This window comes from Massilia terrae (genome assembly GCF_024753145.1).
Lineage (GTDB): Bacteria > Pseudomonadota > Gammaproteobacteria > Burkholderiales > Burkholderiaceae_D > Telluria > Telluria terrae.
Map to the genome: position 1 here is coordinate 1 of NZ_JANUGU010000008.1, position 24,897 is coordinate 24,897.

Annotated in this window: 24 protein-coding genes; 14 read left to right on the forward strand and 10 right to left on the reverse strand. The window is 65.6% G+C overall.

All coding sequences use genetic code 11. From position 1 onward, the window contains the following. Nucleotides 1-37 precede the first annotated feature (37 nt). Nucleotides 38-484: a MarR family winged helix-turn-helix transcriptional regulator gene (locus NX778_RS19555; RefSeq protein WP_258813470.1), complete on the reverse strand. Its 447-nt coding sequence runs from the start codon at nucleotides 482-484 to the stop codon at nucleotides 38-40. A gap of 82 nt (nucleotides 485-566) precedes the next feature. On the opposite strand from NX778_RS19555, the gene NX778_RS19560 reads away from it, so the two are divergent. Together NX778_RS19560 and NX778_RS19565 are read left to right on the forward strand one after the other, a co-directional pair. Beyond that, nucleotides 567-962 carry a DoxX family protein gene (locus NX778_RS19560; RefSeq protein ID WP_258813471.1) on the forward strand — a complete coding sequence of 132 codons (396 nt, stop codon included), beginning with the start codon at nucleotides 567-569 and terminating at the stop codon, nucleotides 960-962. Further along, complete coding sequence (locus NX778_RS19565; RefSeq protein WP_258813472.1) at nucleotides 959-1,678, forward strand: glutathione S-transferase family protein; 720 nt, start codon at nucleotides 959-961, stop codon at nucleotides 1,676-1,678. The genes NX778_RS19560 and NX778_RS19565 overlap by 4 nt, the downstream gene beginning before the upstream one ends. 117 nt (nucleotides 1,679-1,795) lie before the next feature. Here NX778_RS19565 and NX778_RS19570 read toward each other — a convergent pair whose 3' ends face one another. The 3 genes from NX778_RS19570 to NX778_RS19580 are packed head-to-tail and all read right to left on the reverse strand — an operon-like array spanning nucleotide 1,796 to nucleotide 4,418. Beyond that, nucleotides 1,796-2,593: an ABC transporter ATP-binding protein gene (locus tag NX778_RS19570; RefSeq protein WP_258813473.1), complete on the reverse strand. Its 798-nt coding sequence runs from the start codon at nucleotides 2,591-2,593 to the stop codon at nucleotides 1,796-1,798. Between the two features lies 1 nt (nucleotide 2,594). After that, a complete protein-coding gene (locus NX778_RS19575) occupies nucleotides 2,595-3,428 on the reverse strand; it encodes an ABC transporter permease (RefSeq protein ID WP_258813474.1) in 834 nt (277 codons plus the stop codon). 15 nt (nucleotides 3,429-3,443) lie between these two features. Beyond that, a complete protein-coding gene (locus NX778_RS19580; protein ID WP_258813475.1) occupies nucleotides 3,444-4,418 on the reverse strand; it encodes an ABC transporter substrate-binding protein in 975 nt (324 codons plus the stop codon). A gap of 228 nt (nucleotides 4,419-4,646) precedes the next feature. On the opposite strand from NX778_RS19580, the gene ffh reads away from it, so the two are divergent. Together ffh and NX778_RS19590 are read left to right on the forward strand one after the other, a co-directional pair. Then, on the forward strand, nucleotides 4,647-6,014 hold the full coding sequence (ffh, locus tag NX778_RS19585) for a signal recognition particle protein (RefSeq protein WP_258813476.1): 1,368 nt from the start codon (nucleotides 4,647-4,649) through the stop codon (nucleotides 6,012-6,014). 220 nt (nucleotides 6,015-6,234) lie between these two features. Next, nucleotides 6,235-6,627, forward strand: a complete 393-nt coding sequence (locus NX778_RS19590) for an SWIB/MDM2 domain-containing protein (RefSeq protein ID WP_258813477.1) — start codon at nucleotides 6,235-6,237, stop codon at nucleotides 6,625-6,627. 178 nt (nucleotides 6,628-6,805) lie between these two features. On the opposite strand, the gene NX778_RS19595 is transcribed toward NX778_RS19590, so the two are convergent. From NX778_RS19595 to NX778_RS19605, 3 genes are read right to left on the reverse strand one after another with little or no spacing between them, the layout of a single operon-like run. Next, complete coding sequence (locus NX778_RS19595; protein WP_258813478.1) at nucleotides 6,806-8,224, reverse strand: FUSC family protein; 1,419 nt, start codon at nucleotides 8,222-8,224, stop codon at nucleotides 6,806-6,808. A gap of 9 nt (nucleotides 8,225-8,233) precedes the next feature. Beyond that, nucleotides 8,234-8,890 (reverse strand): lytic transglycosylase domain-containing protein, encoded by a 657-nt coding sequence (locus NX778_RS19600; protein ID WP_258813730.1) that lies wholly within the window; start codon nucleotides 8,888-8,890, stop codon nucleotides 8,234-8,236. Between the two features lie 26 nt (nucleotides 8,891-8,916). Next, nucleotides 8,917-10,653 carry a proline--tRNA ligase gene (locus NX778_RS19605; protein WP_258813479.1) on the reverse strand — a complete coding sequence of 579 codons (1,737 nt, stop codon included), beginning with the start codon at nucleotides 10,651-10,653 and terminating at the stop codon, nucleotides 8,917-8,919. Between the two features lie 200 nt (nucleotides 10,654-10,853). Between NX778_RS19605 and NX778_RS19610 the strand changes: the two genes are divergently transcribed. The 4 genes from NX778_RS19610 to NX778_RS19625 all read left to right on the forward strand — a co-directional run bounded on the left by NX778_RS19610 (nucleotide 10,854) and on the right by NX778_RS19625 (nucleotide 14,066). Beyond that, nucleotides 10,854-11,459 carry an RNA pyrophosphohydrolase gene (locus NX778_RS19610; RefSeq protein WP_258813480.1) on the forward strand — a complete coding sequence of 202 codons (606 nt, stop codon included), beginning with the start codon at nucleotides 10,854-10,856 and terminating at the stop codon, nucleotides 11,457-11,459. Nucleotides 11,460-11,577: 118 nt separating this feature from the next. Continuing rightward, complete coding sequence (locus NX778_RS19615) at nucleotides 11,578-13,092, forward strand: retroviral-like aspartic protease family protein (protein ID WP_258813481.1); 1,515 nt, start codon at nucleotides 11,578-11,580, stop codon at nucleotides 13,090-13,092. Beyond that, the gene (locus tag NX778_RS19620; protein WP_258813482.1) at nucleotides 13,089-13,580 is read left to right on the forward strand and encodes a hypothetical protein; all 492 of its coding nucleotides are present in this window, start codon (nucleotides 13,089-13,091) and stop codon (nucleotides 13,578-13,580) included. The genes NX778_RS19615 and NX778_RS19620 overlap by 4 nt, the downstream gene beginning before the upstream one ends. Nucleotides 13,581-13,637: 57 nt before the next feature. Beyond that, nucleotides 13,638-14,066 (forward strand): DUF1841 family protein, encoded by a 429-nt coding sequence (locus NX778_RS19625; protein ID WP_258813483.1) that lies wholly within the window; start codon nucleotides 13,638-13,640, stop codon nucleotides 14,064-14,066. Between the two features lie 198 nt (nucleotides 14,067-14,264). Here NX778_RS19625 and NX778_RS19630 read toward each other — a convergent pair whose 3' ends face one another. Together NX778_RS19630 and NX778_RS19635 are read right to left on the reverse strand one after the other, a co-directional pair. After that, the gene (locus NX778_RS19630) at nucleotides 14,265-14,606 is read right to left on the reverse strand and encodes a c-type cytochrome (protein ID WP_258813484.1); all 342 of its coding nucleotides are present in this window, start codon (nucleotides 14,604-14,606) and stop codon (nucleotides 14,265-14,267) included. Between the two features lie 10 nt (nucleotides 14,607-14,616). Further along, nucleotides 14,617-14,937 carry a c-type cytochrome gene (locus tag NX778_RS19635; RefSeq protein WP_258813485.1) on the reverse strand — a complete coding sequence of 107 codons (321 nt, stop codon included), beginning with the start codon at nucleotides 14,935-14,937 and terminating at the stop codon, nucleotides 14,617-14,619. Between the two features lie 178 nt (nucleotides 14,938-15,115). On the opposite strand from NX778_RS19635, the gene NX778_RS19640 reads away from it, so the two are divergent. The 4 genes from NX778_RS19640 to NX778_RS19655 all read left to right on the forward strand — a co-directional run bounded on the left by NX778_RS19640 (nucleotide 15,116) and on the right by NX778_RS19655 (nucleotide 19,355). Continuing rightward, nucleotides 15,116-15,970 (forward strand): AAA family ATPase, encoded by an 855-nt coding sequence (locus NX778_RS19640; RefSeq protein ID WP_258813486.1) that lies wholly within the window; start codon nucleotides 15,116-15,118, stop codon nucleotides 15,968-15,970. Further along, on the forward strand, nucleotides 15,967-16,560 hold the full coding sequence (locus NX778_RS19645) for a GNAT family N-acetyltransferase (RefSeq protein WP_258813487.1): 594 nt from the start codon (nucleotides 15,967-15,969) through the stop codon (nucleotides 16,558-16,560). Before NX778_RS19640 ends, NX778_RS19645 begins: the two co-directional genes overlap by 4 nt. A 6-nt stretch (nucleotides 16,561-16,566) precedes the next feature. Continuing rightward, the gene (locus tag NX778_RS19650) at nucleotides 16,567-17,736 is read left to right on the forward strand and encodes a vWA domain-containing protein (RefSeq protein WP_258813488.1); all 1,170 of its coding nucleotides are present in this window, start codon (nucleotides 16,567-16,569) and stop codon (nucleotides 17,734-17,736) included. Between the two features lie 134 nt (nucleotides 17,737-17,870). Further along, on the forward strand, nucleotides 17,871-19,355 hold the full coding sequence (locus NX778_RS19655) for a tetratricopeptide repeat protein (RefSeq protein WP_258813489.1): 1,485 nt from the start codon (nucleotides 17,871-17,873) through the stop codon (nucleotides 19,353-19,355). Here NX778_RS19655 and NX778_RS19660 read toward each other — a convergent pair. After that, complete coding sequence (locus NX778_RS19660; protein ID WP_258813490.1) at nucleotides 19,352-20,179, reverse strand: response regulator; 828 nt, start codon at nucleotides 20,177-20,179, stop codon at nucleotides 19,352-19,354. The two genes, NX778_RS19655 and NX778_RS19660, sit on opposite strands and share 4 nt — an antisense overlap. A 143-nt stretch (nucleotides 20,180-20,322) precedes the next feature. Here NX778_RS19660 and NX778_RS19665 point away from each other — a divergent pair, with 143 nt between their 5' ends. Continuing rightward, nucleotides 20,323-22,320 carry a DNA topoisomerase IV subunit B gene (locus NX778_RS19665; RefSeq protein ID WP_258813491.1) on the forward strand — a complete coding sequence of 666 codons (1,998 nt, stop codon included), beginning with the start codon at nucleotides 20,323-20,325 and terminating at the stop codon, nucleotides 22,318-22,320. 166 nt (nucleotides 22,321-22,486) lie between these two features. After that, nucleotides 22,487-24,832 carry a DNA topoisomerase IV subunit A gene (parC, locus tag NX778_RS19670; protein ID WP_258813492.1) on the forward strand — a complete coding sequence of 782 codons (2,346 nt, stop codon included), beginning with the start codon at nucleotides 22,487-22,489 and terminating at the stop codon, nucleotides 24,830-24,832. The last annotated feature ends 65 nt before the right edge of the window (nucleotides 24,833-24,897 follow it).

The following is a 24,897-nucleotide window of genomic DNA, read 5'->3' on the forward strand; positions in this document are numbered from 1 at the left end:
TCGCGGGGACGACGTTAGTTACTGATTAAACTTCGACTCACCCGGCGCGCGCCGCGCCGATCACCTTGCGCAGCGCGCCGGCCATGGTCTTTTGCTCGGTGGGCGACAGGTGCGCGTCGAACAGCGCATGGATCGCCGCCGAGTACACCGTCCACATCTTGCGCCGCAACGCCAGCCCGGCGCCATCCAGCACCGCGTAGGCGCCGCGCTTGTCCTCCGGGTCGCTTTCGCGCCTGAGCAGCCCGGCCGCCTCCAGGCGGTCCACCAGCCGGGTCAGGTTGCTGCGCGTGAGCACCACGCTGTCGGCCAGCTCGTGCATGCGCTGGCGCTGCTGCGGCGCGCGCTCCAGCGCCCACAACACGTCGTACCACGCGAGCGGCGGCAGCCCGGCCTCGGCCAGGCGCCGTTCGATTTCACCGGTCAGGACCGCGTGCCCGGTCAGCAGCAGCGGCCAGGCCGACAACTTGTCGTCAGTTTTGGACATGCGCCGATTTTAGTTGCAAATGCAACGACCCGCAAGTACACTCCGATTTAGTTGCAATTGCAACGACTTTAAAAAGGACGACATGATGCAAACCGCCTATGCTTTTACGCTGCTGCGCGTGGCCCTGGGCCTGATGTGGCTATCCCACGCCCTGCTGAAAATCCTCGTGTTCACCCTGCCCGGCGCCGACCAGTTTTTCGTGGCGCACGGTTTTCCCGCCCATTCCGTGTACCCGGTGGTGGCGGCCGAACTGGCCGGTGGCCTGATGATCCTGCTGGGCTTTCACGGCCGGGCTGCTTCGCTGGCGCTGCTGCCGGTGCTGATCGGCGCGGCCGGCGTGCACCTGCCGAACGGCTGGGTGTTCAGCGCCGCCGGCGGCGGCTGGGAATATCCGCTGTTCCTGATTGTCGCCTCGCTGGCGCACGCCTTGGGCGGCGACGGCGCATTCGCGCTGCGGCGCGTGGGAGCGCCGGCATGAGCGCGCAATTCGAACTGGTGAGCCACAAGCTCTGCCCCTACGTCCAGCGCGCCGCGATCACGCTGGCGGAAAAAAGCATGGCGTTCGAGCGCCGCTGGGTGGACCTGGCGAACAAGCCGGCCTGGTTCACGGCGATTTCACCGCTGGGAAAGGTGCCGCTGCTGATGGTGGATGGCGAGGTGCTGTTCGAGTCCGCCGTGATCTGCGACTACCTGGACGAGACGATTGCGCCGCGCCTGCATCCGCACGACCCGCTGCCGCGGGCGCGGCACCGCGCGTGGATCGAATTCGGCTCGGGCGTGCTGTCCGCCATCGGCGCCTTCTACAACGCGCCGGATGCGGCGGCGTTCGCGCGCGCGGCGAGCGAGCTGGCAGCGAAATTCGCCACCGTCGAGCAGGTGCTTGGCGACGGACCGTGGTTCGACGGCGCCCGGTTTTCGCTGGTGGACGCAGCGTTCGGCCCCGTGTTCCGCTATTTCGACGTATTCGACCGGATCGGCGACTTCCACGTCTTCGATGGCAAACCCAAGGTGCGGGCCTGGCGCGCGGCGCTGGCCAGCCGTCCATCGGTGGCGCAAGCGGTCACGCCCGACTATCCCGCCCTGCTGCTGGATTTCATACGGCGCCGCGGCTCGCATCTTGCGGCGCTGGCGGCATTCAGCGAGGGAAGCCGCAGCGATCTTGTGCCAAATGGCTGCGCCACCTGTATTAGTTAGCTCACGCACGTCGTCCCGGCGCAGGCCGGGACCCAAAGATCATTTGGGTCGTCGAATCAGGCCCACGCACCCGCACACTCAGCATGGGTCCCGGCCTGCGCCGGGACGACGGTGTAATCAATCCACCGCCGCCATCCTCAGCTCGTCGCTGTGATGCCGCTGCTGTTCTTCCATCACCAGCATGCCCAGCTCGCGCTTGAGGGCGTTGAACCCGGGCGCTGCCGGATCGCGCGGGCGCGCCAGGCCGACCATGATGTCGCGCTTGATGGTGCCGGGCCGGTAGGTCATCACCACGATCCGGTCGGCGAGATAGATCGCCTCCTCGATGCTGTGGGTGACGAACAGGATGGTCTTCTTCAGCTCCGCCCAGATCCGCAGCAGCTCGTCCTGCAGGTTGCGCCGGGTGAGCGCATCGAGCGCGCCGAAAGGTTCGTCCATCAGCATGATCGGCGAATCCAGCGCCAGCACGCGCGCGATCGCGACGCGCTGGCGCATGCCGCCCGACAGGTCCTTCGGGTAGCGCGCCCGGAAGTCCGACAGCGACAGCAGCGCCAGCAGCTCGTCCACGCGGCGCTTGATCTCGCCGCGCGGCACGCGCTTGATCTCCAGGCCGAACGCCACGTTCTGCTCCACCGTCATCCACGGGAACAGCGCATATTCCTGGAATACCATGCCGCGCTCCGGCCCCGGGTCGGCGACCGGCTTGCCGTCGGCCGTGATGGTGCCGGAGGTCGGCGGCGCGAAGCCCGCCACCGCGTTCAGCAGGGTCGACTTGCCGCAGCCGGAAGGACCGAGCAGGCAGGTGAACTGCCCGTGCGGGATGGACAGGCTGATGTCCTGCAGCGCGACCACGTCCTTGCCGTCGGCGCTGAACACCTTGCCGACGTGGTCGATGACGATATGCGGTGCATCCATGTCAGTGCTCCAGGCCGCGGTGCCAGCGCAGCAGGTAATTGTTCAGGCGCGTCATGCCGACGTCGATCGCGAGGCCGAGCAGGCCGATGGTGATCATCCCGGCGATGATCTTGTCCGACCAAAAATATTCGCGCGCCTCCAGGATGCGGAAGCCCAGCCCGTTGTTCACCGCGATCATCTCGGCCACGATCACCACGATGAAAGCGGTGCCGATGCCGACTCGCACCCCGGTCAATATATAAGGCACGGCGGCCGGCAGGATCACCCGCAGGAACATGGTGGCCCCGGTCGCGCCAAGGTTGCGCGCGGCGCGCAGGTAGATGCCGTCGACCTGGCGCACGCCGGCCACGGTATTCATCAGCACCGGGAAGAAGGCGCCGATCGCGATCAGGAACACGGCCGGCGCGTTACCCAGCCCGAACCACAGGATCGACAGCGGGATGTAGGCGATCGGCGGGATCGGCCGCAGCAGCTGCACCAGCGGGTTGAACCACGAGTACACGGTGCGGCTCGCGCCCATCGCCAGCCCGAGCGGCAGCGCCAGCCCTGTGCCCACCAAAAAGCCCACCACCACCCGGTACAGGCTCCCTGCCGAATCGACCAGCAGCTCGCCGGACAGCGCCCACTTCCACCAGGCGCCGCCGGTTTCGGCATGGAAGTCGGCAAAGGACTTCAGCGGCATCAGGTAGGCCAGCCAGCGCTTGGCCACGTCGAACGGCGCCGGCAGGATGTTCGCATTGACCCAGCCGTTCGACGCCACCCATTGCCACAGGCCGATCGCGACCACGGGCACCACCAGACCGAGCGCGAACTCGCCCCAACTACGCTTGCGCATGCCGCCTCCGCTGGCTTACTTGATGTTCAGGCTCTTCTTGGCCTCGTCGAGCAGGTCGGTCTTGACCCAGTCCTTCGCGACCGGCGGCTTGGCCATCTTGCCGACGCCGGTCTTGACCATCAGGTCGGTCGTGACCTGGATGTGCTCGGGCGTGACGTCGTAGGAGAACATCGAATTGCCCAGCGCGTCGCGGTAGTCGTCGGAGCTGATCTGGCCCTTGAACACGACGTCGCGCACATACTTCTCGGCCAGCGCCGGGTTGTCGAGGAAGGTCTTGGTCGACTGCACGAAGCACTTCATGAACTTCTCGGCCAACGGACGCTGCGTGTTGTAGAACTTCTCCGTCATGACCATGGTCCGCACCGGCTCGCCGATCGGGGTGTCGTAAGGCTTGATCACCTCCACGCCGAAGCCCTTGTTGATGGCCTGCGAGGACTGCGGCTCGGACTGCATCATGGCGTCGATGTTCTTGCCCAGCAGCGCCTGGTTCAGGTCGGCGTAGGCCAGGTAGATCAGCTGCACGTCCTTGCCGGGCGCGGTGTCGGCCGTCATGCCGTATTTATTCAGTTCGGCCATCAGCAGCACCTCCTGGATGCCGCCGCGCGTCACGCCGACCTTCTTCCCTTTCAGGTCGCGCACGCTCTTGATCTTTTCGTCCGGACGCGCGACCAGGCGCGCGCCGCCCTTGGCGAAGCCGGCCACGACGTAGATCGGCGCGCCGCTGGCGCGGCCCGAGATGGCGGCCTCGGACGCGGTGGTGCCCACGTCCAGCTCGCCGGCGATGATCGCCTGCATCACGTCGAGGCCCTTGGCGAAGACTTTTTCGTCGACCTTGATGCCACACTTCGGCGCGATTTCCTTGATATATGAGACGGCGCCGTAGTGCGCGAACTTGAGGTTGCCCAGCCGGACCACATCCTGGGCCTGGGCGCTGCCGGCCAGCAGCAGCGATGCGACGAGCGCGGTCTTGCCAAACACGGTTGCTTTCATTCCTTCTCTCTCCCAAAAAGGTGAAACTGCAGTGTGGCCGGGCGGCTGGCCGTGGGGCTGCCGCCTTCGTATGCTTCCGCAAGGTATAACGCTGAGCAAGAGATTGTCAAACGAATCAGTTTGCGGCAGCCCGTCCAACAGCACGCCGAGCGGCGGGAACGCCCGCCATATCAGTTAAAATGGCGGATTGACGTACGCGTCCAACCCGACATTATTTAATTACTAGCCATGCTGGATAACCTGACACAACGTCTTGCCAAGGTCGTCAAAACGATGCGCGGCGAGGCGCGCCTGACCGAATCGAACACCGCCGAAATGCTGCGCGAAGTGCGCCTGGCGCTGCTCGAAGCCGACGTCGCGCTGCCGGCCGTGCGCGAGTTCATCGGCAAGGTCAAGGACAAGGCGCTGGGCGAGGAAGTCATCGGCTCGCTGTCGCCGGGCCAGGCCCTGGTCGGCGTGGTGCAGCGCGAGCTGGCCGCCCTGATGGGCGCCGACCTCGGCCCCGAAGCCAGCCAGCTGTCGTTCGCGCAGCAGCCGCCGGCGATCTTCCTGATGGCAGGCCTGCAAGGCGCCGGTAAAACCACCACCACCGGCAAACTGGCCAAGTACCTCAAGGAAGAGAAGAAGAAAAAGGTCCTGACCGTGTCGGCCGACGTCTACCGTCCGGCGGCAATCGCGCAGCTCGAGGCCGTGACCAGGCAGGTCGGCGCCGACTTCTTCCCCACCACCGCCAGCGACAAGCCGGTCGACATCGCCCGCAATGCCCTGGACTGGGCGCGCAAGCACTACTACGACGTCCTGATCATCGACACCGCCGGCCGCCTCGGCATCGACGAAGCGATGATGAAGGAGATCGCCGAGGTGCACGCGGCGGTCAACCCGGTCGAGACCCTGTTCGTGGTCGACGCCATGCTCGGCCAGGACGCGATCAACACCGCCAAGGCCTTCAACGACACCCTGCCGCTGACCGGCGTGGTGCTGACCAAGCTCGATGGCGACTCGCGCGGCGGCGCGGCGCTGTCGGTGCGCCACGTGACCGGCAAGCCGATCAAGTTCGCCGGCGTGTCCGAGAAGCTGGACGGCCTGGAAGCCTTCGACCCGGCGCGCATGGCCAACCGCATCCTGGGCATGGGCGATATCCTGGCCCTGGTCGAGGAAGCGCGCAAGGGCGTGGACATGAAGGCGGCCTCGGACCTGGCCAACAAGATCAAGTCCGGCGCCAAGTTCGACATGAACGACTTCAAGGCGCAGCTGGCGCAGATGAAGAAGATGGGCGGCATGGCCGGCCTGATCGACAAGCTGCCGGCCCAGTTCCAGCAGGCCGCGGGCAACGCCAACATGGACCAGGCCGAAAAACAGGTGCGCCGCATGGTCGGCATCATCGACTCGATGACGCCCGCCGAACGGGCCAAGCCGGAGCTGATCAAGGCCAACCGCAAGCGCCGCATCGCCGCCGGCGCCGGGGTCCAGGTGCAGGACGTGAACCGCATGCTGACCCAATACGAGCAGATGAACACCATGATGAAGAAGCTCAAAGGCGGCGGCCTGATGAAGATGATGCGCGGGATGAAGGGCATGATGCCGGGCATCCGTTAATTACCCGCGTCCGAAAAAAGCCGTGGAAATTCACACTTCCACGGCTTTTTTTCGCCCGTTTCCCCTCTGGCGCGGCGGTTTTTGTCACGAAGGCCGCCTCTCCCTCTTGTTTAATCGAAAAAATTTCGAAAAAGACTTGCACGAAGACTAAAACGACACCAATATAAGCCGGTGCGTCAATTGCGCATTTTTCTAATGTGTTCGTTTAGGAGGCTCGAAGATGGCAACAGCCAAGAAATCCGCCGCAGCACCGGCCAAGAAGGCCGCGGCAAAGCCGGCCGCCAAGCCGGCAGCAAAAAAAGCAGCAGCTCCTGCCAAGGCAGCACCGAAAGCCGCAGCAGCCAAGAAACCGGCCGCCGCGCGCAAGCCGAACGCCGCTTTCATGAAAGCGATGACCCCGTCGGCGCAATTGTCCGCCGTGGTTGGTTCGGGCGCACTGCCGCGCACTGAAGTGACCAAGAAAGTCTGGGAATACATCAAGAAGCACAATCTCCAGGACGCCGCCAACCGCCGCATGATCAACGCCGACGACAAGCTCAAGCCGGTTTTTGGCGGCAAGGGCCAAGTCTCGATGTTTGAAATGACCAAGCTGATTTCGGATCACCTGAAATAAGAAAAAGATCGGCTGCCTGAGTCCACCGAAAAACGAAAACCCCGGCCGAAAGCCGGGGTTTTCGTTTTTCTATTTACGCCAAAACCAAACAGTCGTCCCGGCGAAGGCCGGGACCCATACTGATTCTCCGAAGTAGCTAGCGGTCTATGGGTCCCGGCCTGCGCCGGGACGACGGTTTTTAGGGTGCTGGCTCTGTTTGACGCGGCAGGCTTGCAAATTGCGCTGCCAGCGTCGACTGCAAAGCCCGTAACGACACCGCCAGCTCCTCCGGCTCGCGCAGCGCCTGACGCGCGGCTCCGATCGCCCTCCGCACCTCAGGCGGCGCCTGCCCTGCTTCGAACAGCGCGCACGCCGGCTCGCGGCAGGCGAGCAGCAAGTCGATCCAGTCCGCCGGCTGCACGCGCACGAATCGCGAGGTCAGCACCCGCGCCGCACGAAACGCCGGCGCCATGTGTTCGATGACCTCCAGGGCGGCGACAAACGGCGCCACCCAGCGCGGCTCCTTGCCCGGATCGAAGGCATCCGACAAGGCGGCCAGCGCCACCGCCAGCCGGCGCCGCAGCACGCCGCTGGAGCGCACCGGCAGCAGCAGCCACGCACACGCCACCGCGAGAGCCGCCCCGATCACGATCTCCTCCAGCCGCGCCCACAGCATGGCGGCCGGCGATGCGCCCGTGAATCCCTGCAGCAGCGCGAACGCAATCGTCACGCACAGGGCCCACCACGCATAAGCGAAGGGCCGCAGCCAGGTCCCAACGAACAGCGCGGCCATGATCAACACCGCGGTGGCGGCGCCATGCCCGCCGGCGTGCTCGCCAAGCACCAGCGCAAGCAGCGTGCCCGCCGCCGCGCCGCCGACCCGCAGCACGCTTTTGTAAGCGACGTCGAGCCGCCCCCGGTTGCCGCTGGCGACGATGAAGGCGGTGACCACGATCCAGCTCCAGCGCTCCGGGAAAATCGCGAAACCGACCGCGAACGACAGCGCCAGCGAGGCCGCCATCTGCAGCGCCAGGCGCGTGCTGGCATCCGGCCACAGCGAACTCTCCGCCTTTCCCACCAGCGCCGTCGGGCGCGGCTTCCCCGGCGGCAGCGCCACGCCGGCCCAGCGCGCGCACGCATGCAGCAGGACGACCCAGAACAGGGCCAGCCATCCAACCAGGACCGGCAGCATGAATGCGGGCACCGATCCCGCCGGATCGGGCGCAAGGTGGGGCGTGACCAGCAGCGCGACGAAAGGCAGCCCGGCCAGCGAACCGATACGCGCGGCGGTGGCGCCGAAGCGGCGCAGCCAGATCGACAGCGCGATGGCCAATGTGAACAGCAAGGCCCCGGGCAGAGGCCAGCGATGCAGCAGCATGCCCACGCCGATCGCGCACAAGCCGACCACCGGCAGCGCCACGGCCGCTTCGAAACGGCCATGCCGCTCGCGCTCAAGTTCGCTGCGGGACAGGGAAAGGGAGAGCATCACGCCCAGCACCGCCAGCGCGGCCGAGCGCTGCAGCGCCAGCGCGCACATCAGCGTGGCGCTGGCCGCGAGAGTGGTGACGCAAGCCGCGTTGAACGCAGCGAGGACCGGCCGGCGGAGCGTCGATCCCATCGCCGGCAATCAGCGGCTGCTCACCGCGACCGCGCCCTGCTGCGGCGCGCCGGCCACCTGGCCGGCATTGAACTGCCACTTCTTCCACGCCGACAGCACCGCATTCGGATACTCGGGACGTCCGCGGCTGCCGTTGTAGCGGCCGAGCGCGAGGAAGTAGTCGCCGCGCTCCATGTCGATGTACATGCGCAGGATCGCGCAGCCGTAGCGCAGGTTGGTCTGCATGTCGAACAGCGCGCGGCGGTTGCTGTCGCCGATGACGCGGGTCCAGAACGGCATCACCTGCATGTAGCCGCGCGCGCCTGCCAGCGAGATCGCGTATTTGCGGTAGGCCGATTCGACCTGGATCAGGCCCAGCACCAGTCCCGGATCCAGCCCCGCGCGCGTGGCTTCGTACCACGCGGTCTCGAGGAATTCGCGGCGCGTCAGGTCGTCGGGCAGGCGCTTCTGCAGGCGCCGCGACATCTCCGCGAACCACGCTTCGAAGCGCTGGCGCGCGGCCTCGTCACGGAACACCGGCTTGGGCGGACGGCCATCGTGGATCGCGCGCGCCAGGGCGAGGCGCACCGAATCGGCCAGCTCCTCTTCCTTCTGGTTGCCGGCGTGAGCGGCGCAGCTGAAAGCCAGCGCACCGCCCAGCAGCGCGCGTCCCGCCCAGGCCGCGATGGCGCGGCCTTTTACACGCCCCTGCTTCACTTGCCCAGTTTGGCCTTGATGAAGCCAACCATGTCGGCCACCGGCACGGCGGTCGCGGCTTCGTCGCGGCGGCCCTGGTATTCCAGGTTGCCGTCCTTGAGGCCACGCTCGCCGATCACCACGCGGTGCGGCACGCCGATCAGCTCCCAGTCCGCGAACATCGAGCCCGGACGCAGGCCGCGGTCGTCGAGGATCACGTCCACGCCCGCCGCTTCCAGCTCGGCCAGCAGGCGGTCGGCCTCGGCCTTCACCAGCTCGCTGCGGTCATAGCCCATCGGCGCCAGCACCACTTCGAACGGCGCGATCGCGTCCGGCCAGATGATGCCCTTGTCGTCGAAATTCTGCTCGATCGCCGCGCCCAGGATGCGGGTCACGCCGATGCCGTAGCAGCCCATCTGCAGCGGCGCCGGCTTGCCGGATTCGTCCAGAAAAGTCGCTTCCATCTTCTCCGAGTACGCGGTGCCGAGCTGGAACACATGGCCCACTTCGATGCCGCGCTCGATCGCCAGCACGCCCTTGCCGTCCGGCGAAGCGTCGCCTTCGATCACATTGCGCAGGTCGGCCACTTGCGGCTCCGGGCAGTCGCGGCCCCAGTTGGCGCCGGTGAAGTGGAAGCCCTCTTCGTTCGCGCCGCACACGAAGTCGCTCATGTTGGCGACGGTGCGGTCGGCCACCACATTGACCTTGGCCTTGGTCGCGATCGGGCCGAGGTAGCCCGGCACGGTGCCGTAGGCTTCCCGGATCTCGGCTTCGGTCGCGAAGCGGAACGCGGCCAGGCCCGGCACCTTGTTGACCTTCACTTCGTTGAGCTCATGGTCGCCGCGGATCAGCAGCAGCCAGTTTTCCTTGACCGCGCGGCCGTTGGCGTCTTCCTTCTCGACGGTCAGCGCGATGCTCTTCACGGTCTGCGACAGCTTCAGGCCCAGCAGCTCGGCCACCTGCTCGCACTTGACGGTGTCGGGCGTGGGCGCCTTGAACAGTTCCTGGGTCGGCGCCGCGCGCTGGGCGATCAGCGGCATCGCTTCGGCCGCTTCCATATTGGCCGCGTAGTCGGAGGTCGGGCAGTACACCAGCGCATCCTCGCCGGTCTGCGCGATCACGTGGAACTCGTGCGAGAACGAGCCGCCGATCGCGCCGGTATCGGCCGCCACCGCGCGGAACTTCAGGCCGAAGCGGCTGAAGATCTTGGTGTAGGCGTCGAACATGGCCGTGTACGACTTCTGCATGCCCTCGATGTCCTTGTCGAACGAGTACGCGTCCTTCATGGTGAACTCGCGGCCGCGCATCAGGCCGAAGCGCGGCCGGCGCTCGTCGCGGAACTTGGTCTGGATCTGGTAGACGTTGACCGGCAGCTGGCGATACGACTTGAGCTCGCTGCGCACGACGTCGGTGACCACTTCCTCGGAGGTCGGCTGGATCGCGTAGTCGCGGCCGTGGCGGTCTTTCACGCGCATCATTTCCGGGCCCATCTTGTCCCAGCGGCCAGTCTCCTGCCACAGCTCGGCCGGCTGCACGAACGGCATCACGAGTTCGATCGCGCCCGCCTTGTTCATTTCTTCGCGCACGATGGCCTCGACCTTGCGGATCACCTTCAGGCCCATCGGCATATAGGTGTAGATGCCGGAGCCAAGCCGCTTGATCATGCCGGCCCGCATCATCAGTTTGTGGCTGACGATCTCGGCGTCGGAGGGCGCTTCTTTAAGCGTTGAAATAAAAAACCGTGAGGCGCGCATATCGATGAATTCTTTTTAAAAAGAGAGGGTTATAATCGACCTAATTTTAAAGGATTAGCTGGCTGATGCGTCCAATCTTTGTACAAATGGGTCCGATTCAAGCGTGCTGCGCCGTTCCCGCGCGGGGCGGCGGCACGCCGGCATGGACTGATAGGTAAGAAAACAAGGGGCACAGCCGGCAGAAAGTATTGAGGTGCACTATGCTCGATCGTGAAGGGTTCCGCCCCAACGTCGGCATCATTCTGCTCAACGCCAACAATGAGGTTTGGTGGGGCAAACGCGTGCGCGAGCACTCGTGGCAGTTCCCGCAAGGCGGCATCAAGTACGGCGAAACGCCCGAACAGGCCATGTTCCGCGAGCTGGAAGAAGAAATCGGCCTGCGCGCGGAACACGTGCGCATCGTCGGCCGCACCCGCGACTGGCTGCGCTACGAGGTGCCGGACCACTTCATCAAGCGCGAAATCCGCGGCCACTACCGCGGCCAGAAGCAGATCTGGTTCCTGCTGCGGATGATCGCGCGCGACAACGAGGTCAACCTGCGCCTGACCGACCACCCCGAGTTCGACGCCTGGCGCTGGCACGACTACTGGGTGCCGCTGGACACGGTGATCGAATTCAAGCGCGAGGTCTACCAGCGCGCGCTGCAGGAGCTGTCACGCTTCCTGGCGCCGCACCACGAGCGCCGCCACAGCTCGCGCTACCTGCGCCAGCCGCGCGCGTCCGGCAGCGGGCAGCCGGCCAAGGCGACGGTGGTTGCCGAGACCACGGTGGTGACCGAGGAACTGGTTGTACTGAACAAGAAGTAGTAGCTTCGGCGCAACAAAAAGGAGGCAGGGCGTGAGCCCGCGCCTCCTTTTGCATTTTTCTTGCCATAGTGGCAATGCTGCGCGCTAGAATTGCCGGATAACAATTCCGGAGAAACCAGTGACAACATCGATCCTGCGCCGCAGCCTGTTCCTGCTGAGCGCGCTTGTGGCCGCGGCCGCCGCGCATGCCGACGACGCCAAACCGAAATGCCTGTACGCCCAGGTTGCCGAGCTGCCGTTGAACTACACCGGCACCGGGCTGGCGGTCACCACGAGCGGCGTGATCAACGGCGCGCCCGCGGTCATGCTGGTCGATACCGGCGCCGCCGGCATTTCCCTGGCCCGTCCGCTCGTTGAGCGTCTGGACCTGCAGATGGAAATGACCGGCCGCTATGCGGATGGTGTCGGCGGACAGTCCAGGATATACGAAGCGCGGCTGGATGAATTCCGGGTCGGTCCGGCGAAGAACGCCAAGGGCTGGTTCAAGGTGATCGCCGACACGGGCTCCGCGCCCCAGTACGACGCCATCGCCGGCGCGCCCTTCCTGTTGCAGGCCGACCTGGAGCTGTCGCTGGCCGAGAAAAAGATGCGCTTCTTCCGCGGCAAGGACTGCCAGAAGGCCTTCCTCGGCTACTGGGGCGGCGACATTTTCGAGATCCCGTTCAACCGCCGTCCCGAGGAACGCGACCGCAGGCCCCGCTTCACCATCGAAGTCAACGGCCAGGAAATGGAGGCCATCATGGACAGCGGCGCGGCGACTACCGTGATCATGGCGAGCGCCGCCAAACGGGCCGGGCTGAAGATCGACGCGCCGGGATCGAAGCGGCTGGGCTACTCCCATGGTATTGGCAGCGACCAGGTGGAACGCTGGAACACCGAAATCGGCACCTTGAAAATCGGCGGCGAGACCATCCGCGGCGCGCGCATCGATGTTGCCGAAACCGCGATCGACGTTGACGTGCTGATCGGCGACGACTACCTGCGCGCGCACCGCGTGCTGTTCGCCATGGGCCAGCAGAAGCTCTACATCTCCTATCTTGGAGGTGACCCGCTGCTGCAGCGCACCAGCATTGAACCGTGGATGCTGAAGGAAGCCGAATCGGGCAACGCCGACGCCCAGTATGTGGTCGCCCGCTACTACGGCAACGGCGCGCCGCCGGACCGGGCGAAAGCAGACGCCTGGCTGCAAAAAGCCGCGGACGCGGGCCAGCCGGAGGCCAACCTCCAGCTAGCGCGTCAGCTGATGGCCGCGCACCGTCCAGCCGATGCCACCGTGCGCCTGCGCCAGGCACTCGACAAGCTGCCGGGCGAACGCTTCGGCGCCCTGCTGCTGTACACCGCGCGCCTGCAGACCGGTGAGCAGGACCTCGGCAAGCGCGAGCTGCAGGCGGCATTCGGCAAGGATGACCGCGACCAGTGGCCGGCGCCGATCGCCGACTTCTACCTCGGCCGCATCGATGCCGCCGCGCTGAAGAAGGCCGCCACCACCGATTCCAGCAAGGCCAAGGCGCGCAGCTGCAACGCGGCCACCTACATGGCGCAGTTGTACGAGGCGCAGGGGGAACAGGACCAAGCGTCCGCCGCAAAAGGCGAGGCTCGCGCGCAATGCGGCACGCCGGCCAAGGGGATATGAAGCTGGTGGCAATCAAACGCGGCAAGGCCGACAAGTACGACCGCCTGCGTTGCATCCGGCGCGACGGCAGCGAGACCGCTTGCGACATGCCGCGCCAGGGCATCCTGCCGCACGACCTGGTGCATTACGTGGTCGAATCGGCGCTGGGCTACCGCCACGGCTTCCTCGGCCTGGTAGCGGGGGGCGCCGATATCCGCGCGGTGCTCGACATCGTGCACGATCCTGCCAACCGCGCCATTGCCGACGAAGCCACCCACACCGAGGCCATCGTCGAGAGCCTGCAGGCGCAGTTGTGGAGCGGGGCGTTCGACGCGGAGCTCTTCATCGAAGGCGTGCGCGGCGCCTGCGCGGTGCGCGGGCGCGCGATGCCCGACTTGTCGGCCATCGATGCCGATGATGCATTGTTTCGCCGCGCGCTGGAGCTGGACGCGCGCTGGCGGCAGGTGCCCTTCCACGGCAGCCTGGAGCTCGAACTGGAGCACGTGTAAAGCGCGGCGGCGGGCGGCGCGCTAAAATGGCGGTCCATCGAAAGAGAATCACGCGCCATGTTCACCCCATCCTCCAACGACGTCCGCCGCTTCTTCTGCGAAGCCTTCCGCAAGCAGCGCGCAGGCGAAGTGCTCACGCCGATGGACGCCATCGCCGCCGATTGGATCGTCCAGCATCCGGAATACCACGACGAGCTGCTCGATGCCGAGGAAGCGGTGGCGCGCGATTATTCGGTCGAGGGCGGGCGCGCAAATCCCTTCCTGCACCTGTCGATGCACCTGTCGATCACCGAGCAGGTGTCGATCGACCAGCCGCGCGGCATCAAGGCCGCGCACGACCTGCTGGCCGCGCGCATCGGGGCGCACGAGGCGCACCACCAGATCATGGAATGCCTGGGCGAGACCATCTGGACTTCGCAGCGCACCGGGCTGCCGCCGGATCAGGAAGCCTACGTCGAGTGCGTGCGCATGCGGGCTGGCCGCTGAGCCAACACACGACGCACAGAGTCACCGTCGTTCCCGCGAAAGCGGGAACCCCATTTTGCCAGCGTCGTTGCTAACGCTTGCGCCACCGGCTGCGCGCGCAAATGGGATTCCCGCTTTCGCGGGAATGACGTTCAAAAGCTAACAATACAAAAATAAAAGCCGCGGCAACGCGCGGCTTTCGTTGGGCGCAGCTGAAGATCAGCGGTGCTGTACCAGATCCCCCGGCAGGCTCGAAATGTAGGCAGCGATATCGGCCATGTCCTTGTCCGACAGCGGCGCGGCCATGCCGCCCATGATCGGGTTGTTGCGGCCCCACGACTTGCCGCCGCGCTTGTACGCGGTCAGGGCGTGCACCAGGTAGTCCGGATACTGGCCGGCCAGCTTGGGGTAGCTCGGGTCGATCGGGGTCTTGAAGTCGGCGCCGTGGCACGAGGCGCAGTTGAACTTCTTGGCCAGCGCCTCGCCGTTGGCCTTGTCGCCGGCGGCAAATGCGTTGAGGGAGACAGCGCCGCAGATCAGCGCGATGAGCAGTTTGTTCATGGCGCGATCCTTATTTCTGTTGCGAGTAGAAGGCGGCGACGTCGGCGATGTCCTGGTCGGACAGCGCGCCTGCGATGCCATTCATCGACGGGTGCTTGCGGTCACCCTTCTTGTAGGCGTGCAGCGCCGCTTCGATGTACTTGGCCGACTGCCCGCCAATCTTCGGCACGCGGTAGACCTCGGGGAAGCTCGACTTGTAGTCCGGGATGCCATGGCAGCCGATGCAGTTTTCAACCTTGCCTTTACCGGCGTTGGCATTTCCGACGACATCAGCTGCGAAGGCGGCCTGGGCGCAACCAGCGAGCACGAGTACTGCTAATAGTTTTTTCATGGTGAGGCGATCGTTGAAAGTGAATCGATACCGCAAGCGTTAAAAAAGTTAGCATTTGTACTACCAGCGCCCGATTCTATATGAAGAGTTTGCTATCGTCTATAAACGCTGCAACACGGCCTGCGACCCGATTTGAAGTGGCATATACTCGGACACTTCATCTTCGACATCGACGCGCATGCAAGCATCCGAACGCTTTGAAGGCACCGACAGCTACGTCGCCACCAACGACCTCAAGCTGGCCGTGAACGCCGCCCTGACCCTGGCCCGTCCGCTGCTGATCAAGGGCGAGCCGGGCACCGGCAAGACCATGCTGGCCGAGGAAGTCGCTGCTGCCCTCGGCCGCCCATTGCTGCAATGGCACGTGAAATCGACCACCAAGGCGCAGCAGGGCCTGTACGAATACGACGCCGTCTCGCGCCTGCGCGATTCGCAGCTGGGCGACGAGCGCGTGCGCGACATCCACAACTACATCGTCAAGGGCGTGCTGTGGCAGGCATTTACGTCGGACGAGCCGGTGGTGCTGCTGATCGACGAGATCGACAAGGCCGACATCGAGTTCCCCAACGACCTGCTGCGCGAACTGGACCGCATGGAGTTCTACGTTTACGAGACGCGCGAGATGGTGGTGGCCAGGCACCGCCCGCTGGTCATCATCACCTCCAACAACGAGAAGGAGCTGCCGGACGCCTTCCTGCGCCGCTGCTTCTTCCACTACATCCGCTTCCCGGACAAGGAGACGATGGAGCAGATCGTGCAGGTCCACTTCCCGCACCTGAAGCAGGACATGCTGGCGGCCGCGCTGCAAAGCTTCTACGAGCTGCGCGACGTGCCGGGCCTGAAGAAGAAGCCGTCGACGTCCGAGCTGCTGGACTGGCTCAAGCTGCTGCTGGCCGAGGACATTGCGCCGGAATCGCTGCGCAGCGCGGACGAAAAGGCGGTAGTGCCGCCGCTGGCCGGCGCGCTGCTGAAGAACGAGCAGGACGTGCACCTGTTCGAGCGTCTTGTTTACATGTCGAGGACCAACCGATGATCAACGTCGACCGCGTCACCCTGGAATTCAACGGCGTGCGGCTGGAGCCGCTGTCGCTGGCGCACGCGGACGGCCTGCGCGCAGCCGCCGAGGATGGCGAGCTGTGGAACCTGCGCATCACGTCAGTGCCGGAACCGCACAACGTCGAGAGCTACATCCTTAAATCGCTGGAGATGCCGGACCGCGTGGCCTTCGCCGTGATCGATGCCGCGACCGACGTCGTGATGGGCACCACCAGCTACCACGACATCCTGCCGATCGTCGATCGCGTGGAGATCGGCTGGACCTGGTACGCCAAGAGCCGCCAGCGCAGCCACGTCAATACCAGCTGCAAGCTGCTGCTGCTGTCGCACGCCTTTGACACGCTCGGCTGCGCCGTGGTCGGCCTGCGCACCGATAACTTCAATTACGCGTCGCAGAAGGCGATCGAGCGGCTCGGCGCGAAGAAGGACGGCGTGATCCGTCACCACTGGCCGCGCCGCGACGGCACGGTGCGCGACACGGTCATGTACAGCATCGTGCGCGGCGAATGGCCCGAGATCAAGGCGCACCTTCACTACAAGCTGTCCGAGCACGCGCGCCTCGGCTGACCTGCAATGCTGATCGACTTCTTCTACACGCTGCGCGACGCCAGGGTCCCGGTCACGATCCGGGAATTCCTGACGCTGCTCGAAGCGATGCGGAAGAACGTGATCTCGCCGTCGCTGGACGATTTCTACTGGCTGGCGCGGCTCACGCTGGTGAAGGACGAAGCCCACTTCGACAAGTTCGACCGCGCGTTCGGCGCCTACTTCAAGGGCATCGAGGCGGTGTTCGAGAATCCGGACGAGATTCCGCTGGACTGGCTGGTCAAGCGCCTGCAGCGCGAACTGACGCCCGAGCAGGTCGCGCAGATCGAAAAGCTCGGCTACGACAAGCTGGCCGAGCGCCTGAAGCAGCTGCTGGCGGAGCAGAAGGAGCGGCACGAAGGCGGCAGCAGGTGGATCGGCACCGGCGGCACCTCGCCCTTCGGTAACAGCGGCGCCAACCCGGAAGGCATCCGCATCGGCGGCAAGGGCGGCCGGCGCAGCGCGGTCAAGGTCTGGGACCAGCGCGCCTACCGCGACTACGACGGCGAGCGCGAGCTCGGCATCCGCAACATCAAGGTGGCGCTGCGCCGGCTGCGGCGCTTCGCGCGCCAGGGCGCGGCCGAGGAACTGGCGCTGGACGACACCATCCGCGCCACCGCCAGCAACGCCGGCTACCTCGACATCCGCATGCAGCCCGAACGCAAGAACCGCATCAAGGTGCTGATGCTGCTGGACGTCGGCGGCACCATGGACGACCACGTCGAGCGCACCGAGGAGCTGTTCTCGGCGGCGAAGAGCGAATTCAAGAACATGGAGTTCTACTACTTCCACAACTGCGTCTACGACTACCTGTGGAAGAACAACCGGCGCCGTCACGCGGAGCGCTCTCCCACCTGGGACGTGCTGCGCAAATACCCGCCCGATACACGCCTGATCTTCGTCGGCGACGCCACCATGAGCCCGTACGAGATCGTGCAGCCAGGCGGTTCGGTCGAATACCACAACGAGGAAGCCGGGGCCGAGTGGCTGGCGCGCTTCTGCCATGCCTTCCCCAAGTTCGCATGGCTCAATCCCGAGCCGGAAAACCTGTGGCAGTACCGGCAATCGATCTCGATCATCCGCCAGATCGTCAGCAACCGCATGTTCCCGGTGACGATCGATGGGCTGGAGCGCGCCATGCGCACGCTCAGTCGCTAACAATTCCACAACCGTCGCTCCCGCGCAGGCGGGAGCTGCCCTCGTGGCTGGAAATGCCACTGTACGGGTTTGTAGGCCGGCGATGCTTCGGCTAAGATCGAAGCATGAAGGAAGGACCGAACTCCAAGGGTGACATGATCGCTTCGCTGCTGCAGGAGGCGCTCGGCCTGCACAGGCAAAACAAGCTGGAGGCCGCGCGGGAGCGGTATCAGCGGGTCCTGGCCATCGCCCCGGACCATTTCGATGCACTGCATCTGCTGGGCGTGGCCGCGCGCCAGCTCGGCGACCCGGCATCCGCCGTCGGCCTGATCGAACGTGCGCTTGAGGTACGCCCGGACTCGGCGGCGGCGCACTGCAATCTTGGCGCCGCCCTGCGCGACCTTGGGCGCCTGCACGACACGCTGGCCAGCTACGACCGGGCGATCGCGCTCAAGCCGGATTACGTCCTCGCGATCTGCAACCGCGGCAATACGCTGCGCGGCCTGGGCCGGCTGCAAGAAGCGACGCGCAGCTACGAAGCGGCGCTCGAGATCGATCCGGCTTATCCGGAAGCGCACTGCCATCTGGCCATCCTGCTGCAGGATGCCGGGCACGCGGCGAACGCCCTTGCGAGCGCGGACCGCGCGCTGCGCGCACGGCCCAGGTATGCCCAGGCCTGGTCCGTACGCGCCGATGCCTTGCAGAACCTGCAGCGCTTTGATGAAGCAGTACTCAGCTACGACAAATCGATCGACATCGATCCGATGCGGCCGCAAACCTGGTGCTCGCGTGGCACCGCCCTGCAAAGGCTCCAGCGCTTTGAAGAAGCACTGGACAGCTATGACCGCGCGATCCAGCTGCAAGCGCAATACCCGCTGGCGCATCAATATCGCGGCAATAGCTTGCGCGCGCTGCAGCGCATGGACGAAGCTGTTGCCGCCTACCAGCTGGCGCTCTCGCAAGGAGCGGCACCCGACGAAATTTCGTACGCCCTTGCCTCGCTGGGCGTCGGGCAGGCGCCAGCGCAACCGCCGAGCGGTCATGTGAGAACGCTGTTCGACCAGTATGCCGGTCATTTCGACCGGCACTTGGTCGAGAACCTGAAGTACCGCGTTCCCGCACTGCTCGACGCCGCCATTCGCCGGCACCTCGTGTCGGAACAGATGGATACGCTGGACATGGGTTGCGGCACCGGACTGTTCGCGCCCAGCCTTCGCGCCTACTCGCGCCGCCTCGAAGGCGTCGACCTGTCGCAAGGGATGCTCGACCGCGCACGCGATCGCGGGCTGTACGACCATCTTGCGTGCGCCGATCTGGGCTCGTTCCTGTCCAATTCGCAGGCGCGTTATGACCTGATCGTCGCTGCCGACGTCTTCGTCTACATCGGCGACCTGGCGGAAGTTTTTTCGCAGGTGTCCAGGGCATTGCGTCCCGATGGACTGTTCTGCTTTACCGTGGAGGCGGGCACGGAGCAGGATTTTGCCCTCACGCCTTCGCAGCGCTATGCGCATTCGATCGACTACGTGCGCCGCCTGGCGCTTGGCGCCCATCTCCGCATGCTCGAAGCCGAGCAGGAAGTTGGACGCTGCGAAGGGGAAGTCGAAGTTCCGGTGTTCGCGGTCGTCCTCCAAAACCGCTAAGCCGGCAGCGACAGCAGCTTGTGCAGCGCCGCCACCAGATGCCGGTCCGCCACCGGCTTGTCGAGCAGCCCGCGCACGCCGGCGTCGCGCGCCCGCCCGCTGTCATAGGCGAAGCTGCGGCTGACGAGAAACACCACCGCCGTCCGCTCCGCCCCCGACTGCTTCTTGATCACGCTGCACAGCGCATACGGATCGATGCCCGGCGTCGATGTATTGATCATCACCAGCGACACCGGCGTCTCGTCGCACAGCCGCACCGCCGCCGGCGCGCTGTCGGTCCACTCGACCGGCGCGCGGCGGCTGGGCAGCACCTCGGCCACGTGGTCGCGGAAGGAGCCGCCCTTGTCGATGATGAGCACCGCGCCGGAAGGCGGCGGCCGGCGCCTGCTATCGTAGGACGCGGCAACGGCATCGTCGCCCAGGCGCGGATGGCGGCGGCGGTCGATCGCCACCGGCTTGCCGGGTTCGGCCAGTTGTCCGAGCGCCTGCTCGCGCCGGGTCATCAGCTGGGTCAGCATCAGGTGCAGCCGCACGCCGTCCAGTGGTTTGTCCAGGATCGGCCAGCCGCAATCCCGCGCCCCGCTCCCGATCACCAGCGCCGGCTGCACCGGGCAGGGCCGTACCGACTCCAGTTGCGCCAGGGCAGCACCGTCGTCGCCGTTGGCGAGAAATACGTCCGGCTCTTGCAAACTCTCGTCCAAGAGGCAAAAATACGCCGGTCCCGCGGCCGGCGAGCCCGCCAGCGCCGCGGCCAGCTGCGTGCCCTCCCCCGGGTCGAAACCGATCAGGCGAACCGCAAACGTCGGTTTGGCTGCAGCATGCATGGCGTGGACCCTGAACCAGCGTCCCCAAAAAGTCCAATCTAGTCGCGATTGGGCAAAACAACAAGCCCGGAAAGCTTCCGGCTTCGATATTTTCCCGACGACAAGCTAGAATGCGCGAGCATCCGTACAAATAAAGATCCAGCATGGCGACTAAAAAACCGGCAACCGACTACAGCGAATCATCCATCCGCGTCCTCAAAGGACTGGAACCGGTCAAGCAGCGACCGGGCATGTACACCCGTACCGAAAACCCGCTGCACATCATCCAGGAGGTGATCGACAACGCCTCCGACGAGGCGCTTGGCGGCCACTGCCGCAACATCGGCGTGACGATGAACGCGGACGGCTCGGTGACGGTGGAGGACGACGGCCGCGGCATCCCGGTCGGCCTGCACCCCGAGGAAAACGTGCCGACGGTGGAAATCGTGTTCACCCGCCTGCACGCCGGCGGCAAGTTCGACAAGGGCTCGGGCGGCGCCTACGCGTTTTCCGGCGGCCTGCACGGTGTCGGCGTGTCCGTCACCAATGCGCTGTCCACGCGCCTGAAGATTGAAGTGTGGCGCAAGGACGAGGCCGGCAACGGCTACCACGAGATGGCCTTCGCCGACGGCGACGTGGTCGAACCGCTGGTCTCGCGCCCGGCCCCGCGCGACGGCAAGAAGTCCGGCACGCGTGTGACCGCCTGGCCGAACGCGAAGTATTTTGACTCGCCCAACATCCCGATGGCCGAGATGCAGCGCCTGTTGCGCTCCAAGGCCGTGCTGCTGCCGGGCGTGACCGTCACGCTCACCAACGCCAAGACCGGCGACGTCCAGACCTGGCGCTACGACGAGGGCCTGCGCGGCTACCTGAACGAGGCGCTGGCCCAGGTCAGCAATGGCCAGCCGGTGATCCCGGTGTTCGAGGGCGCGCAGTTCGCCACCGGCGGCGACGACGGCTTCGCGGAAGGCGAAGGCGCGGCGTGGGTGGTGGCCTGGACCGAAGAGGGCACGGTGGTGCGCGAATCCTACGTGAACCTGATCCCGACGGTATCCGGCGGTACCCACGAATCGGGACTGCGCGAAGGCCTGTTCGGCGCCGTGAAGAGCTTCGTCGAGCTGCACTCGCTGCTGCCGAAGGGCGTCAAGCTGTTGCCGGAAGACGTGTTCGCGCGCGTCTCCTTCGTCCTGTCGGCCAAGGTGCTGGACCCGCAGTTCCAGGGCCAGACCAAGGAGCGCCTGAACTCGCGCGACGCGGTCAAGCTGGTCGCGACCTTCACCCGTCCCTCGCTGGAGCTGTGGCTCAACGAGCACGTCGAGCACGGCAAGAAGCTGGCCGACCTGGTGATCAAGCAGGCGCAGTCGCGCATGCGTTCGGCGCAGAAGGTCGAGAAGAAGAAATCGTCCGGCGTCGCGGTCCTGCCGGGCAAGCTGACCGATTGCGAATCGAGCGACATCACGCGCAACGAGCTGTTCCTGGTCGAGGGCGATTCGGCGGGCGGCTCGGCCAAGATGGGACGCGACAAGGAATTCCAGGCCATCCTGCCCCTGCGCGGCAAGGTGCTCAACTCCTGGGAAACCGAGCGTGACCGCCTGTTCGCCAACAACGAGATCCACGACATCGCGGTGGCGATCGGCGTCGATCCGCACGGCCAGGACGACAGCCCGGACCTGACCGGCCTGCGCTACGGGAAGATCTGCATCCTGTCCGATGCGGACGTGGACGGCTCGCACATCCAGGTGCTGCTGCTGACGCTGTTCTTCAAGCACTTCCCTGCCCTGTTCAAGAATGGCCACATCTGCGTGGCGCGCCCGCCGCTGTACCGCGTGGACGTGCCGGCGCGCGGCAAGAAGCCGATCCAGAAGCTGTACGCGCTGGATGACGGCGAGCTGCTGGCGATCGAGGACAAGCTGAAGAAGGAAGGCATGAAGGAAGGCGCGTGGGGCATCTCGCGCTTCAAGGGCCTGGGCGAGATGAACGCCGAGCAGCTGTGGGAGACCACCATGAACCCGGACACGCGGCGCCTGCTGCCGGTGGCGTTCGGCGACTTCGGTTTCGCCGAGTCGGCGGCGCGCTTCAATATGCTGATGGGTAAAGGCGAAGCGGCGGCGCGGCGCGCCTGGATCGAGGAGCACGGGAACGAGACGGAGGCTGACATCTGATTATGCGGCCGTTCGCGCGGTCTATGGGTCCCCGCCTTCGCGGGGACGACGATTCATAAGCTAACTCCAAAGCCGTCGTTCCCGCGTAGGCGGGAACCCATAGAACGCTAGCAGCACTGCACCGTCAACGATTAGCCAGCCTCGAACACAGACAGAACAAAGAACTATGTCCACTCAAGCAAACCTCTTCGAACAGCAAAACGAACCCGGCGACGACGCCGAAACCCTGACCCTGTCGACCTTCGCCGAGCGCGCCTACCTCGACTACGCGGTCTCGGTGGTGAAGGGCCGCGCCCTGCCCGACGTGTCCGACGGCCAGAAGCCGGTGCAGCGCCGCATCCTGTACGCGATGAACGAACTGGGCCTGGGCCCGACCGCCAAGCCGCGCAAATCGGCCGCCGTGGTCGGCGACGTGCTCGGTAAACTCCACCCGCACGGCGACCAGTCGGTGTACGACGCGCTGGTGCGCATGGCGCAGGACTTCTCGCTGCGCTACCCGCTGATCGACGGCCAGGGCAACTTCGGCTCGCGCGACGGCGACGGCGCCGCGGCGATGCGCTACACCGAAGCGCGCCTGACCCCGATCGCGCGCCTGCTGCTGGACGAGATCGACATGGGCACGGTCGACTTCCAGCCCAACTATGACGGCTCGACCAATGAACCGCGCACCCTGCCGGCGCGCCTGCCGATGGTGCTGCTGAACGGCGCCTCCGGCATCGCGGTCGGTCTCGCGACCGAGATCCCCTCGCATAATTTGCGCGAAGTGGCCGACGCCACCGTCGCGATGATCAAGAATCCGAAGATCACGCACGCCGAGCTGATGACCTACATGCCGGGACCGGACTATCCGGGCGGCGGCCAGATCATCACGCCGGCCTCGCAGATCGCCGACATGTACAGCACCGGCCGCGGCTCGCTGAAAGTGCGCGCGCGCTGGAAGATCGAAGAGCTGGCGCGCGGCCAGTGGCAGGCCGTGGTCACCGAGCTGCCGCCGGGGACCTCGGCCCAGCGCGTGCTGGAAGAGATCGAGGAGCTGACCAATCCGAAGGTCAAGCTCGGCAAGAAAACGCTGACGCCGGAACAGACCGCGCTCAAGCAGACCATCCTGTCGGTGCTCGACACGGTGCGCGACGAATCCGGCCGCGAAGCGCCGGTGCGCCTGGTGTTCGAGCCGAAGTCGAAGAACCAGGACCAGGCCGAGTTCATGAACATGCTGCTCGCGCATACCTCGCTGGAGACCTCGAGCTCGATCAACCTGGTGATGATCGGCGGCGACGGCCGTCCGCGCCAGAAAGGCCTGACCGACATCCTGCAGGAGTGGATCGACTACCGCTTCGTCACCGTGCGCCGCCGGACCGAATACAGGCTGGGCAAGGTCAACGACCGCATCCACATCCTCGAAGGCCGCGAGACGGTCCTGCTGAACATCGACGAGGTGATCCACATCATCCGCAATTCGGACGATCCGAAAGAGGCGCTGATCGCGCGCTTCAAGCTGACCGATCGCCAGGCCGAGGACATCCTCGAGATCCGCCTGCGCCAATTGGCCCGACTGGAAGCGATCAAGATCCAGCAGGAGCTGGCGGAGCTGCGTTCGGAGAAGGAAAAGCTGCAGGACATCCTGGACAATCCGTCGTCGATGAAGCGCCTGATCGTCAAGGAGATCGAAGCGGACGCCAAGCAGTTCGGCGACGCGCGCCGCACGCTGATCGAGGAAGCGCAGAAGGCGGTGGCCGAGCAGAAGGTGATCGATGAGCCGGTGACGGTCATCATTTCGGAGAAGGGCTGGGTGCGCGCGCGCACCGGCATTGGCCACGATCCGGCGCAGTTCACCTTCAAGGCCGGCGACTCGCTGTACGGCGCCTTCGAGTGCCGCACGGTGGACACGCTGCTGGGCTTCGGCGACAACGGCAAGGTGTATTCGGTGCCGGTGTCGGCGCTGCCGGGTGCGCGTGGCGATGGCGTGCCGGTGTCGACGCTGGTCGACCTGTCGGGCGGCGTGCGGATCCTGCACTACTTCGCGGGCAAGGCGGACACGCGCCTGGTGCTGGCCTCGTCCAACGGCTTCGGCTTCATCGCCAAGGCCGGCGACATGGTGAGCCGCCTGAAAGGTGGTAAATCGTTTATCACGCTGGACGATGGTGCGGTGCCGCTGGCTCCGCGCATCGTGATGGAGAATGCCGGCGCGGTGGCCTGCCTGTCGGAAAAAGGCCGCGTGCTGGTGTTCGGCTTCGACGAAATGAAGACGCTGACCAACGGCGGCCGCGGCGTGATCCTGATCGAGCTGGAGCCGAAGGAGAAGCTGCTGGCGGTGCAGCCGATCAGCGCGCGCGGCGTGAACGTGCTGGGCACCTGGGCCGGCGCCAAGCCGCGCACGGTGGAACTGTTCGGCAAGGACCTGGAGCCGCACTTCGGCAAGCGCGCGCGCAAGGGCAAGCCGCTGGTGCAGAAGGTGAAGGCGCAGGACCTGGCGCCGCGTTATACCGAAGGGGATGTGGCGAAGGCTGTCTAAGCTACCCAAACACCAAACAACGTCGTCCCCGCGCAGGCGGGGACGACGTTTTTAAACGGCAGCTC